The sequence below is a fragment of the Pseudomonas sp. MIL9 genome (assembly GCF_016887925.1).
GTDB classification, from domain to species: Bacteria; Pseudomonadota; Gammaproteobacteria; order Pseudomonadales; family Pseudomonadaceae; genus Aquipseudomonas; species Aquipseudomonas mohnii.
In genome coordinates, this window is record NZ_JAFEHE010000029.1 from 81,867 (window position 1) to 96,833 (window position 14,967).

General features: G+C 59.5%; 11 protein-coding genes. 4 read left to right on the plus strand and 7 right to left on the minus strand.

All coding sequences use genetic code 11. The features are described 5' to 3' along the window. Positions 1-20: 20 nt before the first annotated feature. From pqqB to JQF37_RS26875, 6 genes are all read right to left on the minus strand, one after another. On the minus strand, positions 21-932 hold the full coding sequence (gene pqqB, locus JQF37_RS26850; RefSeq protein ID WP_130209602.1) for a pyrroloquinoline quinone biosynthesis protein PqqB: 912 nt from the start codon (positions 930-932) through the stop codon (positions 21-23). Between the two features lie 86 nt (positions 933-1,018). Beyond that, a complete protein-coding gene (gene pqqA / locus JQF37_RS26855) occupies positions 1,019-1,093 on the minus strand; it encodes a pyrroloquinoline quinone precursor peptide PqqA (protein WP_009045898.1) in 75 nt (24 codons plus the stop codon). A 155-nt stretch (positions 1,094-1,248) separates the two neighbouring features. After that, the gene (gene pqqF, locus JQF37_RS26860) at positions 1,249-3,669 is read right to left on the minus strand and encodes a pyrroloquinoline quinone biosynthesis protein PqqF (RefSeq protein ID WP_130209600.1); all 2,421 of its coding nucleotides are present in this window, start codon (positions 3,667-3,669) and stop codon (positions 1,249-1,251) included. Positions 3,670-3,707: 38 nt separating this feature from the next. Next, the gene (locus JQF37_RS26865) at positions 3,708-4,502 is read right to left on the minus strand and encodes a carbon-nitrogen hydrolase family protein (protein ID WP_130209598.1); all 795 of its coding nucleotides are present in this window, start codon (positions 4,500-4,502) and stop codon (positions 3,708-3,710) included. Positions 4,503-4,514: 12 nt separating this feature from the next. Further along, positions 4,515-6,197 carry an NAD(P)/FAD-dependent oxidoreductase gene (locus JQF37_RS26870; RefSeq protein WP_047534184.1) on the minus strand — a complete coding sequence of 561 codons (1,683 nt, stop codon included), beginning with the start codon at positions 6,195-6,197 and terminating at the stop codon, positions 4,515-4,517. A 221-nt stretch (positions 6,198-6,418) separates the two neighbouring features. After that, the gene (locus tag JQF37_RS26875; RefSeq protein WP_007980298.1) at positions 6,419-6,880 is read right to left on the minus strand and encodes an Lrp/AsnC family transcriptional regulator; all 462 of its coding nucleotides are present in this window, start codon (positions 6,878-6,880) and stop codon (positions 6,419-6,421) included. 175 nt (positions 6,881-7,055) lie between these two features. Between JQF37_RS26875 and JQF37_RS26880 the strand changes: the two genes are divergently transcribed. Together JQF37_RS26880 and JQF37_RS26885 are read left to right on the plus strand one after the other, a co-directional pair. After that, positions 7,056-9,410: a glucose/quinate/shikimate family membrane-bound PQQ-dependent dehydrogenase gene (locus JQF37_RS26880; RefSeq protein ID WP_130209596.1), complete on the plus strand. Its 2,355-nt coding sequence runs from the start codon at positions 7,056-7,058 to the stop codon at positions 9,408-9,410. Between the two features lie 113 nt (positions 9,411-9,523). Further along, positions 9,524-10,144 carry a peptidase M41 gene (locus JQF37_RS26885; RefSeq protein ID WP_130209594.1) on the plus strand — a complete coding sequence of 207 codons (621 nt, stop codon included), beginning with the start codon at positions 9,524-9,526 and terminating at the stop codon, positions 10,142-10,144. Positions 10,145-10,264: 120 nt separating this feature from the next. Here JQF37_RS26885 and JQF37_RS26890 read toward each other — a convergent pair whose 3' ends face one another. After that, positions 10,265-10,573, minus strand: coding sequence for a DUF3077 domain-containing protein (locus tag JQF37_RS26890; protein WP_130209592.1), 309 nt, complete (start codon positions 10,571-10,573; stop codon positions 10,265-10,267). Positions 10,574-11,909: 1,336 nt separating this feature from the next. On the opposite strand from JQF37_RS26890, the gene JQF37_RS26895 reads away from it, so the two are divergent. Both JQF37_RS26895 and JQF37_RS31555 read left to right on the plus strand, forming a co-directional pair. Beyond that, complete coding sequence (locus tag JQF37_RS26895; RefSeq protein WP_204149857.1) at positions 11,910-13,652, plus strand: class I SAM-dependent DNA methyltransferase; 1,743 nt, start codon at positions 11,910-11,912, stop codon at positions 13,650-13,652. Beyond that, on the plus strand, positions 13,642-14,952 hold the full coding sequence (locus JQF37_RS31555; protein ID WP_239142537.1) for a restriction endonuclease subunit S: 1,311 nt from the start codon (positions 13,642-13,644) through the stop codon (positions 14,950-14,952). The genes JQF37_RS26895 and JQF37_RS31555 overlap by 11 nt, the downstream gene beginning before the upstream one ends. Positions 14,953-14,967 lie beyond the last annotated feature (15 nt).

Below are 14,967 nucleotides of genomic sequence, written 5' to 3' on the forward strand. Positions count from 1 at the left end.
GCCAGCGATGAGGCCATCCGCTACAGCACAATACTCATGCCGTCATACGCCACTTCAACCTGGCGCCGATCCAGTTCCGCGCGCTGCGGCGAATCCTCATCGAGAATCGGGTTGGTGTTGTTGATGTGGATAAGGACTTTACGCTGCGTGGGCAGTTGCTCCAGTACTTCGAGCATGCCGCCGGGGCCATTCTGCGCCAGGTGACCCATCTCCCGCCCGGTGCGGGTGCCGACGCCACGGCGCTGCATTTCGTCGTCGTCCCACAGCGTGCCGTCCACCAGCAGGCAATCGCTGCCGGCCATGATCTCCAGCAACGGCGCATCGACCTTGCCCAGGCCCGGTGCGTAGAACAGTTTGCCGCCCGTGTTGATGTCTTCAACGATCAGGCCGATGTTGTCCCCCGGGTGCGGGTCGAAGCGATGGGGCGAGTAGGGCGGCGCGGCACTGCGCAGCGGCAGCGGGGTGAAGCGCAGGTTGGGGCAGGCCGGGACGCTGAAGCTCTGATCGAGTTCGATGCGGTTCCAGGTCAGGCCGCCATTCCAGTGGGTCAGCATGTTGAACAGCGGGAAACCGCTGCTCAGGTCTTCGTGGACCATGTCCGTGCACCAGACCTGATGCGGACACCCTTCACGCAGCATGAGCAGGCCGGTGGTGTGGTCGATCTGGCTGTCCATCAGAATGATCGCGCCGATCCCGGTATCACGCAGGGCGCGGCCGGGTTGCATCGGCGCGAAACCCTGAAGTTGGGCGCGGATGTCCGGCGAAGTGTTGCACAGCACCCAATTGACCCCGTCATCGGAAATCGCGATCGACGATTGGGTGCGCGCCCTGGCATTCAGGCTACCGTCGCGAAAACCTGCGCAGTTCGCGCAGTTGCAGTTCCATTGGGGGAAACCGCCGCCAGCGGCGGATCCCAGGATCTGGACAAACATGGAGGCTCCAATCATTCAACAGCTGAAAATAAAAACGCCTCGGCAAACCGAGGCGTTGGACCGCATGTTCTGCCTGGCGGCAGGACTCAACGGCTGGCGAAGTACATGGTGACTTCAAAGCCGATACGCAGGTCGGTGTAAGCAGGTTTGGACCAGGACATGGGAGCGCTCCTTCAGGTGATGGGACAGTTGAGATCTATACATATAGTCCACCTCCAACGGGAGATGTTCAGATAGTTAGGCAGCTATGTTACTTAAAATTTCACAATAATTGGCCGCAAATGTTCGAGAAAGTTAATTGCGGCCTCAGTAACGATCATTTTGTCACTTGCCAGGGCGAACCGGGGCAACTCCCGTTGGACAGGCAGCGCCAGCCGCCTTCGGCCTGTTTCAGGCGTTGGGCAGCGGCGATGAGTGTCGGTCGATCAACCAGCAGAATTGCCTGGGGCAGTTGACTCAGATAATCCGACGAGCGGCCCGCCAGTTTGCCTTGCCACAGCAGTTCGGCCGCTTGGGCGTCGGGCAATACCGTACTGGCGAATTGGTCGGCCAGGGTCTGGCGCAGGGCGATGAAGCTCTCGTCATCGATGTCTCGGATCATCGGCGGTAACCCGTCCAGGAACTGCTCGATGTGTTGCAGCAGTTCGACTGGCTCGACACTTGGCGATTGCACACCGAATAGCAGTCCGGTCTGCCCGTGCATCTGGCGCAAGGCACTGAACACCGCATAGCCGAGTTGCAATTCCACCCGCAGGCGCTGGTAGAACGGCGTCTGGCAGACGTGTGCCAGCAGGCGCCACGCGGCTTCGTCAGCGATCGCTTCGCTCGCGGATGGGCAGAACAGCAGCAACGCGTGTTCGCTGGTGCCGGTATCGATGGTGCTCCACAGAGATTGCCACTGGCTCGATGGCGGCGGTGTCAGCTGACTGTCCGGCGTGCCGGGGATGCGGCTCAATGCCAGGCCCATGGCCGCTTGGGTCTGTGCCGACAGGCCTATCGCCAGGCCATCCCAGCGGGCGCCTGACCAGAGTTGTTGCAGGTCATCCGAGCGTGCGCACGGTTCGAGGCAGCAACCGGGCAGCGCCTTGAGCAGCTGCCGAATGGGCATCAACGCTGATTCATCCTGCGAACCGTCGATTTCAGGTTTCGCCAGCGCTTTCAGCACATGCTCCAGTACAACGGGCATCGGCTCCTGCAGTCCGGTCATCTTCAGCAACCATTCATTGCCCGAGGCGTTGAACGAGACATCCACACCCGCCTGCCGCGCCTCTTCGCGCAATGGTTGCAGATAATTGTCCAGCCCCGATTGCAGGAGAGTGCCGGGTGCCGCATCAAGACGCCAACGCAGATACACCGCCCCTTGTGCACCGCTGTCCGACAACGCCTGGCTGAACTGCATGGGCGAGCGTTCGCGACGAGTGCGCGAGCGATCCTGGGCAAAGGTGCGCAGGCCACGGTGAACGCTGGTCTGGCCACGAATCAGGCCCGCGTTGGGGGCCGGTGCATCGGAGCGCAGGAAGGGATTGGGTGTCGGCAATTGCCATTGACCGCTGAAGTTATCCACAGCGCCGATTTGATTCAGCACTTGCCTGAGGGCCGTCGCCCCCTGTTCGGATAACCCGGCTTCGAGTTGTTCGCTGTCCAGTCGGGCCAGTTGCAGGGCTGTGCTGATTTGCTGCTGGCGTTGCAGCAGGGTCGTGTATTCGGTGCTCAAGGCGTTCCAGTCTTGCCGGGCGAAAAAGCCCAGCCAATCCAGCAACTGCTCGCGAATCGCCGTTGAAGGCGCACCGGTACTCAGCGTGAATTCAATATGCAGCAAGGCTTGCCCAGCGAATTGATACAGCGGCGCCGCTTTCAGGTGGGTGGCCCAGCCCCGATCGCGTAAACCGGCCAGCAGCCCGCCGGGCTTGGCGCTGTTGAGCCAATGGCACAGGAACGCCAATGCGTCAGCCGATGAGTCGGGCAGTGCTTCGAGGGCGAACAACTGATGCAGGCGATGGGCGTCCACCTGTTGATAACTGTTGTCGGCAGTGCTCATCAGCGGCGCAGGCGCTTGTTGGGTGATCGCTTCGCCTGCGGGTATGGCGTCAGCGAAAGCCTGGGCCAGCGCTTTCAACTCTTCCAGACTTTGCGGCCCCGCCAGGCTCAGCGTCATCTGTCCGGCTTGATAAAAGCGCTGATGAAAATCCTGCAAGGCGTGCTGAAACTCCGGCTGCAATAGCGGAAGGCTGTCGCGGTTACCGGCGTGAAAGCCGCGCAATGGGTGCGTTTCACTCAGCCCGTTGAACAGCGCCAATTGCTGTTGGGCCGTGACGTCCTGGGACCAGGCGACAAACTCGGCCTGCAGCACTTCTCTTTCGCGCTGCTGATCATCCGGATTCATGCGCGGGTGAGCGAGCATGTCCGACAGACGCTCCAACCCACCGGCCAATGCCTGCGTCGGCAACTCGAAGAAGTAGTCGGTGGTGCGTTCATTGGTGCGCGCGTTGACCTGCCCACCATGACCCTGGACGTAGGCCATCAACCCCTGGTCCGCAGGAAAACGCTCGGTGTGCAGAAACAGCAGATGCTCGAGAAAGTGCGCCAGGCCGGGCCAGGCCAGCGGCACATCGTGGCTGCCCGCGGCGACTCGCAACGCCGCTGCGCAGCGCTTCAAATCCGGCGCATGACGCAGCGTCACCCGCAGACCGTTGGCCAGGGTTTCAGAAGGGGGGCGAGGGTGATTCAGCGCAGGCATGGGCACTTCCAGAACAGTGAAGTGCCAATGCTAGCGGATTAGCGCTTGTTCAGCGCGCCGTAAAGCTCGGGGCGGCGATCGAGGAGGTAGCGATTGGCGGCACGGGAATCGACCATCAACTGACGATCCAGCTCACCGACGATCAATGCCTCATCAAGGCCGGCCTGGGCGATGCGGCTGCCGTCCGGTTCGGCGATGCTGCTCTGGCCGCAGTAGTGGATGTCGCCTTCGTGCCCGCAGTAGTTGGCGTAGGCCACGTAACACTGGTTTTCGAAAGCGCGGGCGCGGACGGTGACGTCCGCGATGAAATCGAAGGGAATCATGTTCGCCGTCGGCACCAGGATCAGCTCGGCGCCTTCGAGAGCCAGGCGCCGGGCATTTTCGGGGAACTCCAGGTCGTAGCAGATCAGAAAGCCGAGCTTCCAGCCGTTGAGTTCAACGACCGGAAAATCGTCAGTGCCGGGGCTGAACATCGAGCGGTCGAGGTCGCCGAACAGGTGCGTCTTGCGGTAGTTGCACAGGCGTTCGCCATTGGCATCAATCAACTGCACGGCGTTGTAGATCTGCCCGTCCTCGGTGCGTTCGGGATAGCCATACAAAATGGCGATCCCGGCCGCCTTGGCGATGCGCGCGACCTGTTGCGCCGACTCACCGTTGTACACCTCCGCCAGCACGCGGACGGCATCGACGCCGATGTTGTAGCCGGTCAGGAACATCTCCGGCAGCACCAGCACATCGGCGCCTTTGGCCTCCAGCGCAAGCTGGTGCAAGCGTTGCAGGTTGCCCGCGACATCCAGGGGCAACGGTGGACATTGGTAAAGGGCTACGCGCATTTCGGATTCCTCTTACTCGGGCAGGGCGATCGGTCCGATCTCGTTGAACACATCACCTGGACCCGGATTCTCGGCGTGAGTTGCACCGCCGAAGTGTTTCATGATGCCCCATACCGCGTTGAGCGACGTCTGCACGGCGCCTTCGACCCAGGCCGGCGTCCACGAAACATCGTCACCGGCAATGAAAATCCCGCGCTGTTCTGCCGGCATGTCTTCCTGCATGAAGTGCGCGTACATGCGCTGGTTGTAGCGGTAGTGGCCGGGCAGGGCGCCTTTGAAGGCACCGAGGAAGTGCGGGTCGGCTTCCCAGGACACGGTGATCGGGTCGCCGATGATGCGCGCGGCGATGTCGACTTTCGGGTAGATCTTTTTCAGCGCATCCAGTGCCAGCTTCACGCGTTTTTCCACCGGGTGCGGGAGCATTTTCAGCGCATCGCTCATCCACGAGTACGACAGGCAAATCACCCCCGGCTTGTCGTCGCCGTTGTCGAACAGGTAGGTGCCACGGGTCAGGCGATCGGTTAGGGTCATGCTCATCAGGTCGCGGCCGGTTTCCGGGTCCTTGTCCTTCCAGAACGGACGGTCGACCATCACGAAGGTCTTCGACGATTGCATGTAGCGGGTACGGTCCAGGGCCATCCACATCTTTTGCGAGAACAGGGTTTCGTCGCATTCGATCTGGGTGGTCAGCAGCCAGCTCTGGCAGGTGGTCAGCACTGCGGCATATTCGCGGGTGTCGCCGTTGTTGTCGGTCACCGCAAAACGGCCGCCGGGGGCGTGGGCGATTTTTTTCACGCCGGAGCGCGGGGCGCCCCGGTGCAACGATTTAAGGCTGGTGCCTTCAGGCCAGTGCACGCAACGTTCCGGCACATGACGCCAGATCCCTTGCGGTACTTGCTCGACACCACCGACCACCAGGTGCTGGTGGTCGTCGCAGTTGGTCATCACCACACGGAAGATTTCCAGCATCGAGTTCGGGAAGTCCGAGTCCCAGCCGCCGGTGCCGAAGCCGACCTGGCCGAACACTTCACGGTGATGGAACGACAACTTGGCGAATGCCTTGGACGTGGCGACGAAGTCGTAGAACGTGCGGTCGTCCCACAGCGGCACCAGGGTATTCCACAGTTCCTTGAGGCGTGGCACGTCGCGGTCGCGAATGGCCTGCTGGATTTCGCCGAAGCGCGAGCCGTCTTCCAATGCATCGGCCCAGGCGTCAGCGACTTCCTGGAACAGTGCAGGAAGATCCGCCAGTTTCTGTGCGTAATGGGTTTGGCCTTCCAGGTCGATCACGGTGCTGCCCGAGGCCGGCGTCAACGGGTTGGGGAAGGGTTTGGTCTCAAGACCGAGTTTGTCGACATAGTGGTAGAACGCGGTGGACGACACCGGGAAGCGCATGCCGCCCAGTTCGGCGACGATGCCATCGGTGCCGTTGAAGGTCTGGGAGCGCAGGCGACCGCCCATCTTCGACGCTTCGTAAACCACTGGCTTGAGGCCGAGTTTCATCAGTTCATAAGCCGCCACCAGTCCGGCGATGCCGGCACCGACGATCGCCACTTCGGCACCATGGTTATGCTCGGGAATGCTGCCCAGCCCGGCCGGGTGTTCGATCCAGTCGTCGAAGGCGAAAGGAAAGTCCGGGCCGAAAATGGTGACTGGTTTTTTACCGTCTGCAGGGTGGCGATTGTTCTTGTTCATGGCTGACCTTACTGGCGTCCGGACGCGGGGTGCGCGTCTGAGTATAGGAAAAGATGCCGGCCATTCTAGAGAGCGTGGAACACGTTAATAAGACGCAAAGTGTCGTCGTTTTGCCAGATTAATGATCATTATGACGATGGTGCTGCGCACACTGTCCACTGTGGGAGCGAGCTTGCCCGTGAAGAGGCCCGATCAGACAACGAGTAACGACGGGCGGAACCTCAAACCGGCTGTCCCCGATCAATCTTGCTGCTCAAGATGATCGAGGTCGTGGTCTTCTCCACCCCATCGACACTGCCGATCTGATCCAGCAATTGGTCCAGTTGCTCCGGCGAATCGGTCCGCAGCCACGCCACATAATCAAATTCGCCACTTACGGCACACAACTGCTGCACCTGCGCCATCGCACTCAGGCGTCGCAGCACTTCTTTGCCGGAGCGCGGCTGCACGGTAATCCCCACGTACGCCTGCAATCCGCCGTCGACCACACGCTGACCCAGGCGAACGCCATAACCGGTAATCACTTTGGCTTTTTCCAGGCGTGCCAAACGCGAAGTGACGGTGGTGCGTGCGATGCCCAGTTGCCGGGCAAGCATGGCCACGCTTTCGCGGGCGTTGATCTGCAGGGCCGCGATCAGCTGGCGGTCGATTTCATCAAGAACGGGCGGGCGAGTGTCAGGCAAAGGTTGTCTCCAACGGGACCGAGCAATGGGCACGCATGTTACCGCCACATCTCATGGAGCGGATGCTTGATCTAGGCTTACTACCGTTCATGCCATTTTCACCTGCGACAATTTGCCATAAGTAACTAGGTAGTACATTATTCCGCGCTTGTCACAAATGGGGATAATTTCCGACATGAATAATTCTGGGGCTGCCGCCGGCAGCAAATGGTTGCTGGCGGGGCTGGGTGTCCTGATTGCACTGATCGGGCTCGGCCTGGCGGGGGGTGGTGGCTACCTGATTTCACTCGGTGGCAGCGGGTATTTCCTGCTGATGGGCCTGGCGATGCTGGTCTCCGGCCTGATGATTGCCCGCCGTAAACCGGCAGGCGCCTGGCTGTATGGTCTGGCGCTGATCCTGACCGCGATCTGGGCCGTGTGGGATGCCGGCCTCGAGTATTGGCCGCTGGTCTCGCGCGTGCTGACCTTTGCCGTGATCGGCCTGGTCGTGGCGCTGATCTATCCGACGCTGGTGCGTGCCTCGGGCGCGTCCGCAGGGCGTGGCGCCTATGGGTTGGCCGGTATTCTGGCCGTCGGTGTCGTCGCCACCATGGCCTACATGTTTGTGCCGACCCATGTGGTCAAGGCCACCACCGAACCAGCCATCACGCCGGTCGCGCCGGGCACCGAGCAGAAAGACTGGGCGCACTGGGGCAACACCACCGCCGGCAACCGCTTTGCCGCGCTGGACCAGATCAACAAGGGCAACATCGACAAATTGCAGGTGGCCTGGACCTTCCGTACCGGCGATATCCCGCAAAGCACCGGCGCCGGTGCCGAAGACCAGAACACCCCGCTGCAAATCGGTGACACGGTCTACACCTGCACCGCCTACGGCAAAGTCTTCGCCCTGGATGCCGACACCGGCGCCCAGCGCTGGAAGTTCGACCCGCAAGGCTCCGCGCCGAACTGGCAGCGTTGCCGTGGCCTGGGCTATTCCGAAGCCCCCGCTCCTGCTGGGGCTCAGCCAACGGCCTGTACGAAACGTCTGTTCCTGCCGACCGGCGATGCGCGTTTGATCGCCATCAATGCCGAAACCGGCAAGCCTTGCGAAGAGTTCGGCAACCAAGGCACGGTCGACCTGAAAACCGACATGGGTGAAGTGAAGCCCGGTTACTACCAGCAGACCTCGACGCCATTGGTCGCCGGAGACGTGGTGATCGTCGGTGGTCGCGTGGCCGACAACTATTCCACCGGCGAACCGCCAGGCGTGGTCCGTGCCTACGACGTGCGCAGCGGCGAACTGGTGTGGGCGTGGGATCCGGGCAACCCGAACACCACCAAACGCCCGCCAGCGGGTGAGACGTATACCCGTGGCACGCCGAACGTGTGGTCGGCCATGTCCTACGACGCCAAGCTCGGCCTGGTCTACTTGCCAACCGGCAACGCCACCCCGGACTTCTTCGGCGGCCAGCGTACCGAGTTCGACGACAAGTGGAACTCCTCCATCGTCGCCGTCGACGTGAAGACCGGTCAGGTGCGCTGGCACTTCCAGACCACTCACCACGATCTGTGGGACTTCGACCTGCCGGCACAACCGCTGCTGTACGACGTGCCGGACGATAAGGGCGGTATGCAGCCGGCCCTGGCGCAAGTCACCAAACAGGGCGAGATTTTCCTGCTCAACCGCGCAACCGGCGTACCGATTGCGCGCGTTGAAGAACGTCCGGTACCCCAGGGCCATGTGCCTGGCGAACGCTACTCGCCGACCCAGCCGTTCTCGGTGGACATGCCTTCGATCGGCAACAAGACCCTGACCGAATCCGACATGTGGGGCGCCACGCCGTTCGACCAGTTGATGTGCCGCATCCAGTTCAAGGGCATGCGCCACGAAGGCGTCTACACCCCGCCGGGTATGGACCGCGCGCTGCAATTCCCGGGCTCGTTGGGTGGCATGAACTGGGGCAGCGTCTCGGTGGATCCGCACACGAACTACATGTTCGTCAACGACATGCGCCTGGGCCTGGCCAACTACATGATCCCGCGCGCCAAGATCGGCGCCGGGGCCAGCGGCATCGAAATGGGCGTGGTACCGCAGGAAGGCACGCCATTCGGCGCCATGCGCGAACGCTTCCTTTCGGCGGTCGGCATTCCGTGCCAGAAACCACCGTTCGGCACCATGTCCGCCATCGACCTCAAGACCCACAAACTGATGTGGCAAGTCCCGGTCGGCACCGTGCAAGACACCGGCCCGTTGGGCATTCGCATGCACCTGCCGATCCCGATCGGCATGCCGACCCTCGGCGCTTCGCTCGCGACCCAGTCCGGCCTGCTGTTCTTCGCCGGCACCCAGGACTTCTACCTGCGCGCCTTCGATACCGGCAACGGCAATGAGATCTGGAAGTCGCGTCTGCCAGTGGGCAGTCAGTCCGGGCCGATGACGTATGTTTCGCCGAAAACCGGCAAGCAGTACATCCTGCTGACGGTGGGCGGTGCGCGTCAGTCGACCGATCGTGGGGACTATGTGATTGCGTATGCGTTGCCCAAATAAGGTCTGACGTTTGACTCGGAAAAGCCGCGCCATTGCGCGGCTTTTTTCTGGGCGAAAGAACGTCTGTGGAGATCGGCTAGGATTGATGCAGTCGAGAGTGCGAGGGGAAGGACATGACGACAAAACTGCCTGCCGCTGTACGGGATCGTGCATTGCAGATCGCCCATCACGAAATGGGCCACTACGTCGTGGCCCGTGCCCTGGGCTTTGAAACAGGTGGCGTCACCCTGACCGTGACCATGGATTTGCGGCACAAAGGGGGCGCGACCATCAATCTGGTTCGGCCCATCTCGTCGATGGACGCCATGAGGGCCTATCTGGAAGCCCGGATCATCATGCTTTTCGCAGGCGCGATGGCCCAGACGTTACCTTCAGCACCTGTCGGCGCAAAACGCGTCGACCTGTCGGACGCTGCAGCCATCCTCAACGGGGCGCTCGGTGCTGAGCGGGACGACGCAAAAATCAGGGAGCTGCGGCACCTGCTGCGCAACATCACCTATCCCGATACAGGCCTCACATCACCTGACCGCATCGCGACCGAACTGAAAGCGATCAATGATCGCTTGTGGCTGCGGGCTCAAGAAATGGTGGAGGCTTTGGCCGAGACCATTACAGGGTTGGGCGCTGCGGTGGTGGATCGTATGGTTCTAGTGGAGCAGTGGGGGAGGCCTGCGGATACGTATGAAGTGGTGTTGACGGGCGAGAGGCTTGAGCGGAGTTGGCCGGTACGCTGAAACGCGGCGAATCCATGGCAGGAGCGAGCTTGCTCGCGAAGGTCGTAAACGATAAACGCGAAAAACCAGCTATTCACCGTCGCCTGTGGTGTCTTCGCGAGCGGGTTCGCTCCTACCCGTTCACTGGCCTGCGTTGCTGCTTGGTTGAACAGGCCGTCGCGTTAATACCTTCACCACATCATCAATCACCGCTTTGCTCATCGTCGTCAGGTAGTGCGCGGCCCAGGCGTGGCGGTCGCTGTCTTGGGCGTAGGCGGCATCGACGGCCAGAGACTTGGCGAGGAACAGCAGATCGGAGGCCTGGGCCAGGGCGTCGGCGATGGGGACGCCGCGACAGACATGGAACAGGGGTTGGTCCGAGCGATAGAGGAAGGGGGTGAAGCCGACGGTTTTTAGTTCTGAAGTGGTGGAAGAATCTGTTTTAGTCATGGTGCTGCTCCAAGGTTTGAGGAGCTGCCACTTTCGTTACCACACGAAAGGGGGTGGCAGCTGTACGCAGGGTGGTAAACCGGGAACCAAGGAAACCGGCACGCCCGAAGGCGTCCCACGCACAGCCGCCATAACTGAAGATCGCAGGCATAAATGCTTGTGTTCAGGATGGGAGGCGCTGTTGCGCTGGTTTCTCCGGGTTACCACACCCGATCGCTGAATGATCAGCGACGGCCGGAGAGTATCCCGTCGAAGAAAAGCGCAACAAGACGGCAAAGTGCCCAAACGCAAGATTCGGAGTTTGCCTACAAGGTCCTACGGCGTCATCCGATATTGCGACACCTTAAGTAAACGAAATTAAACGCAGCAAGCGATAACGATCGAGAGCTTTGCCCGTTGAGCGATAAAAACGCCCGGACACGAAAAAGCCGCGCAATGCGCGGCTTTCTTGTTTGGTGGGCCCACACGGACTTGAACCGTGGACCAAAGGATTATGAGTCGCCGACTGATGCACCGAGGTGAGTAAAGTCTAGGCCAGGGAGGAGAAGGGTACAATAGCCTTAACAAGTTGATTACATGTAGGTTTAGCTAGTTTTAGCCAGATAGGCGAAGCTGAGCACTGTACCGCTGCTGTACTCTTTTTTGGCTATGCGGCTGGTAGCTAATAAAGGCCCTCCCTCCGATTTATCTAGCGAAGGGGGGGCTCTGTTTTTAGGACAGCTGCTTGATGATGAGAAGCATCCAGTAGACTGCTTTCAGGACGCCGACGATGGCCTCCACCAGCTCCGGGCTTGCGTTGTTGATGATAGTCTCCACTTTTGGACCTTATATTGCGTGCTTACCCCCATTGGTGATGTTTAGCTCCATAGGGAGGGCGTCGAAATGACACCGCTTAGCGCCAGCAGTCGAGCAAGGTGTTTGCTGTATTGACAATTTGTCAATTTATGCATAATCTTTAAGTGCTAGTTTAAGATTGTGATAAATTGTCTGTATTGCGCGCTCACGAAAAATCGTCTCAAATTTTGAGGGGAAAATCAATCGTGCGCGCGTCTTTTTTTTGGTGTTAGCACATCTCCCTTCCCTCCCCAAAAAAACCATGTCCTTTTGGTCTTGCGGCCATTATCTCGGACAGGTAAAAACCCCGCTGTTCAGACCGCTACGCGGGATGAAAGGCATAGAGATTTCCTCCGATGGAATCTATGCCCCGTTTGGCCCACATGCCCAGACGATCGTAGGTAAGCGCGCTATCATGCGACACATCTTTGCCCAGGCCTCGATGGCCAGGTGTCCATTGTTTACCGCGTCATTCATCGGCGCCGAATGTAGGGAATCATTTATGACGGATCCAAAGGGTGCCGAACAGGCTGCCAGCAGTCTGGCTGAGCAGGCACTTAATCATGCCCGCGCCCGTTTTGCACCCAACGAACGCGGCGAAAGCGCTATCGCTGCCGAACCTGAGCTGGCGAAAAAGAAGCCCGGGCGCAAGGCCGCAGTCAACTCCACCAGCAGTACCCTGCAAGACTTGGAAAAAACCTTGTGGGCTACGGCGGACAAGCTGCGTGCCAACATGGATGCCGCCGAGTACAAACACATCGTTCTCGGCCTGATTTTCCTTAAGTACATTTCCGACAGCTTCGCCGGCCGCCGCACCGAGTTGGAGCGGAGGTTTGTCGAAGCCAGTGACGACTACTACCTGGGCAGCGACGATCCCGGGCTCTTGGCCTGCGAGCTGGAAGAGCGCGACTACTACAAAGAGGTCAACGTATTCTGGGTACCGGAAGTGGCGCGCTGGGAGTCCATCCGTGCCAACGCCAAGCAAGTCGACATCGGAAAACGCATTGACGAAGCCCTGGCCGCGATCGAAGCGGAAAACCCGCCACTGAAAAACATCCTCGACAAACGCTATGCCCGCGCTCAGCTCCCCGACGGCAAGCTCGGCGAACTGGTCGATATGATTTCCATCATTGGCTTCGGTGGTGACGCCCACCAGGCCCGCGACCTGCTCGGCCAAGTCTATGAGTACTTCCTCGGCCAGTTCGCCAGTGCGGAAGGCAAGAAGGGCGGACAGTTCTACACCCCAGCCAGCATCGTCAAGACCTTGGTCGCAGTGCTCAATCCGCACCATGGCAAGGTCTACGACCCTTGCTGCGGTTCCGGCGGCATGTTTGTGCAGTCGGAAAAATTCATCGAGGCCCACGGCGGCAAGCTCGGTGATGTCTCGATCTATGGCCAGGAGTCCAACCCGACCACCTGGCGCCTGGCGGCGATGAACCTCGCCATTCGGGGTATCGACTTCAACCTCGGCCGTGAGCCGGCGGACACCTTTATCCGCAATCAGCACAGCGATTTGCGCGCCGATTTTGTTTTGGCCAACCCGCCGTTCAACGTCAGTGACTGGTGGCACGGCAGCCTTGAAGGTGATCCGCGCTGGGTCTACGGCACGCCGCCGCAAGGCAATGCCAACTATGCCTGGCTGCAGCACATGCTGTTTCACCTCAAGTCCAGCGGCCGTGCCGGCATTGTCCTGGCCAACGGCTCGATGAGCTCCAGTCAGAACAGTGAGGGTGACATCCGCCGCGCCATGGTCGAGGCCGACGTGGTCGAAGTTATGGTCGCGCTGCCCGGCCAGTTGTTCTTCAACACCCAGATCCCGGCCTGTCTGTGGTTTCTGGTCAAGCAGAAAGTCGCCCGCCCCGGTGAAGTGTTGTTTATCGACGCGCGCAAGCTCGGTACTAACGTCAGTCGGGTGCAGATCGAACTGTTGGATAGCGACATCGAACGTATCGCCCAGACCGTGGCCAACTGGCGCGGCGAGCCGCTGGATGTCGGCGGCGAGATCGAGGAGTACGCCGATGTGGCCGGTTTCTGCCGCAGCGTGAAACTGGCGGAAATCGCCGAGCACGGTCATGTGTTGACCCCGGGCCGCTATGTCGGGGCCGAGGCCGTCGAGGATGACGATGAAGCCTTTGCTGACAAGATGCAGAACCTCACTGCTCTGCTTGGCGAGCAGTTGGCCAAGGGTGTGGAACTCGATCAGTTGATCCGCCAGAAATTGGGAGGGCTGGGATATGAGTTCTAGTTCAATTCTGCTGCGAAATTTGTTTGTTGAAACGAAGGACGGAGAGTGGGGGCAGGCTGAGCCCTTTGACGATAGCGTTGAAATGGCTGTTATTCGCGGGACCGACTTTGATACGGCAAAGAGAAGCCGTCTCGAAGGGGTTCCGGTTAGGCATATTGCTGGTAAGGCCGCAGGCCGGAAAACCCTTCAGCCGTTCGATATCCTCATTGAAACGGCTGGGGGAAGTAAGGGCAAGCCGACGGGGAAAACGACATTTTTACGCCCCGCTCTTTTTGAACGAAGTGTGCTGCCGATAACTTGCGCATCATTTGCTCGTTTTTTACGTATAGACGCCACACGCGCTGACCCAGAATTCGTTTATTGGCATCTGCAGAGCTTGTATCTCAGCGGTGTGATTGAAAACTATCAGGTTCAGCACACTGGTATTGCTCGTTTTCAGTTTACGAAATTCGCAGACTCGTTAGAAATTGATTTGCCTCCAGTCGGCGAGCAAATGAAGGTTTCAGCTTTTCTGGGTTCCATAGAAGACCGCATCACCTTGCTGCGCGAAACCAATGCTACCTTGGAAGCTATCGCTCAAGCGCTATTCAAATCCTGGTTCGTCGATTTCGACGCGGTGCGTGCCCGGGCGGAAGGGCTTGATCCAGTAGGCATGGACGCGGCCACTGCGGCGCTGTTTCCCGACAGTTTCGAGGAGTCCGCGTTGGGTTTGGTACCGAAGGGGTGGAGCTATGTAAGCTTAAAAGAAGTTACCTCAATTTTTGACTCTCAGAGAGTCCCTTTGGCTGGGCAAGAACGTGCTAAACGGAAGGGAAACTATCCCTATTATGGTGCTGCAGCGTTGATGGACTGGGTTGACGGTTACATTTTTGACGGTATCTATCTGTTAAGCGGTGAGGACGGATCAGTAGCTGACCCTTTGGGATATCCCATTACCCAATATGTTTGGGGGCGGTTATGGGTAAATAACCATGCTCATGTTCTTCAAGGAAAAAATGGTGTCAGTACTGAACATTTGATGCTTTCGCTTAAGCAAACAAATATCACTCCGTTCATCACTGGAGCTGTTCAGGCCAAATTAAGTCAGTCGAATATGTGGCGAATTAACTTCCTGATGCCTTCAAGCGAGATCGCTTTGGCATTTGGCGAGTTGCTGAAGCCGCTTTACGCGAGCCTGAGACATAACACTGAGCAAGCTCAAACCCTGACCCGGCTCCGCGACACCTTGCTGCCGCGTTTGATTTCTGGCCAGCTGCGCCTGCCAAAAGCTGAGGAGCAGATCGAAGAAATTGGTGTGTGAGTATAGGGTTGCGGC

Coding starts and splice junctions, on each gene's coding strand:
- JQF37_RS31555 (WP_239142537.1), top strand. CDS start 13,642: ATGAGTTCTAGTTCAATTCTGCTGCGAAATTTGTTTGTTGAAACGAAG.
- JQF37_RS26885 (WP_130209594.1), top strand. CDS start 9,524: ATGACGACAAAACTGCCTGCCGCTGTACGGGATCGTGCATTGCAGATC.
- pqqB (WP_130209602.1), bottom strand. CDS start 932: ATGTTTGTCCAGATCCTGGGATCCGCCGCTGGCGGCGGTTTCCCCCAA.
- JQF37_RS26865 (WP_130209598.1), bottom strand. CDS start 4,502: ATGCGCGTAGCCCTTTACCAATGTCCACCGTTGCCCCTGGATGTCGCG.
- JQF37_RS26895 (WP_204149857.1), top strand. CDS start 11,910: ATGACGGATCCAAAGGGTGCCGAACAGGCTGCCAGCAGTCTGGCTGAG.
- pqqF (WP_130209600.1), bottom strand. CDS start 3,669: ATGCCTGCGCTGAATCACCCTCGCCCCCCTTCTGAAACCCTGGCCAAC.
- JQF37_RS26880 (WP_130209596.1), top strand. CDS start 7,056: ATGAATAATTCTGGGGCTGCCGCCGGCAGCAAATGGTTGCTGGCGGGG.
- JQF37_RS26890 (WP_130209592.1), bottom strand. CDS start 10,573: ATGACTAAAACAGATTCTTCCACCACTTCAGAACTAAAAACCGTCGGC.
- JQF37_RS26870 (WP_047534184.1), bottom strand. CDS start 6,197: ATGAACAAGAACAATCGCCACCCTGCAGACGGTAAAAAACCAGTCACC.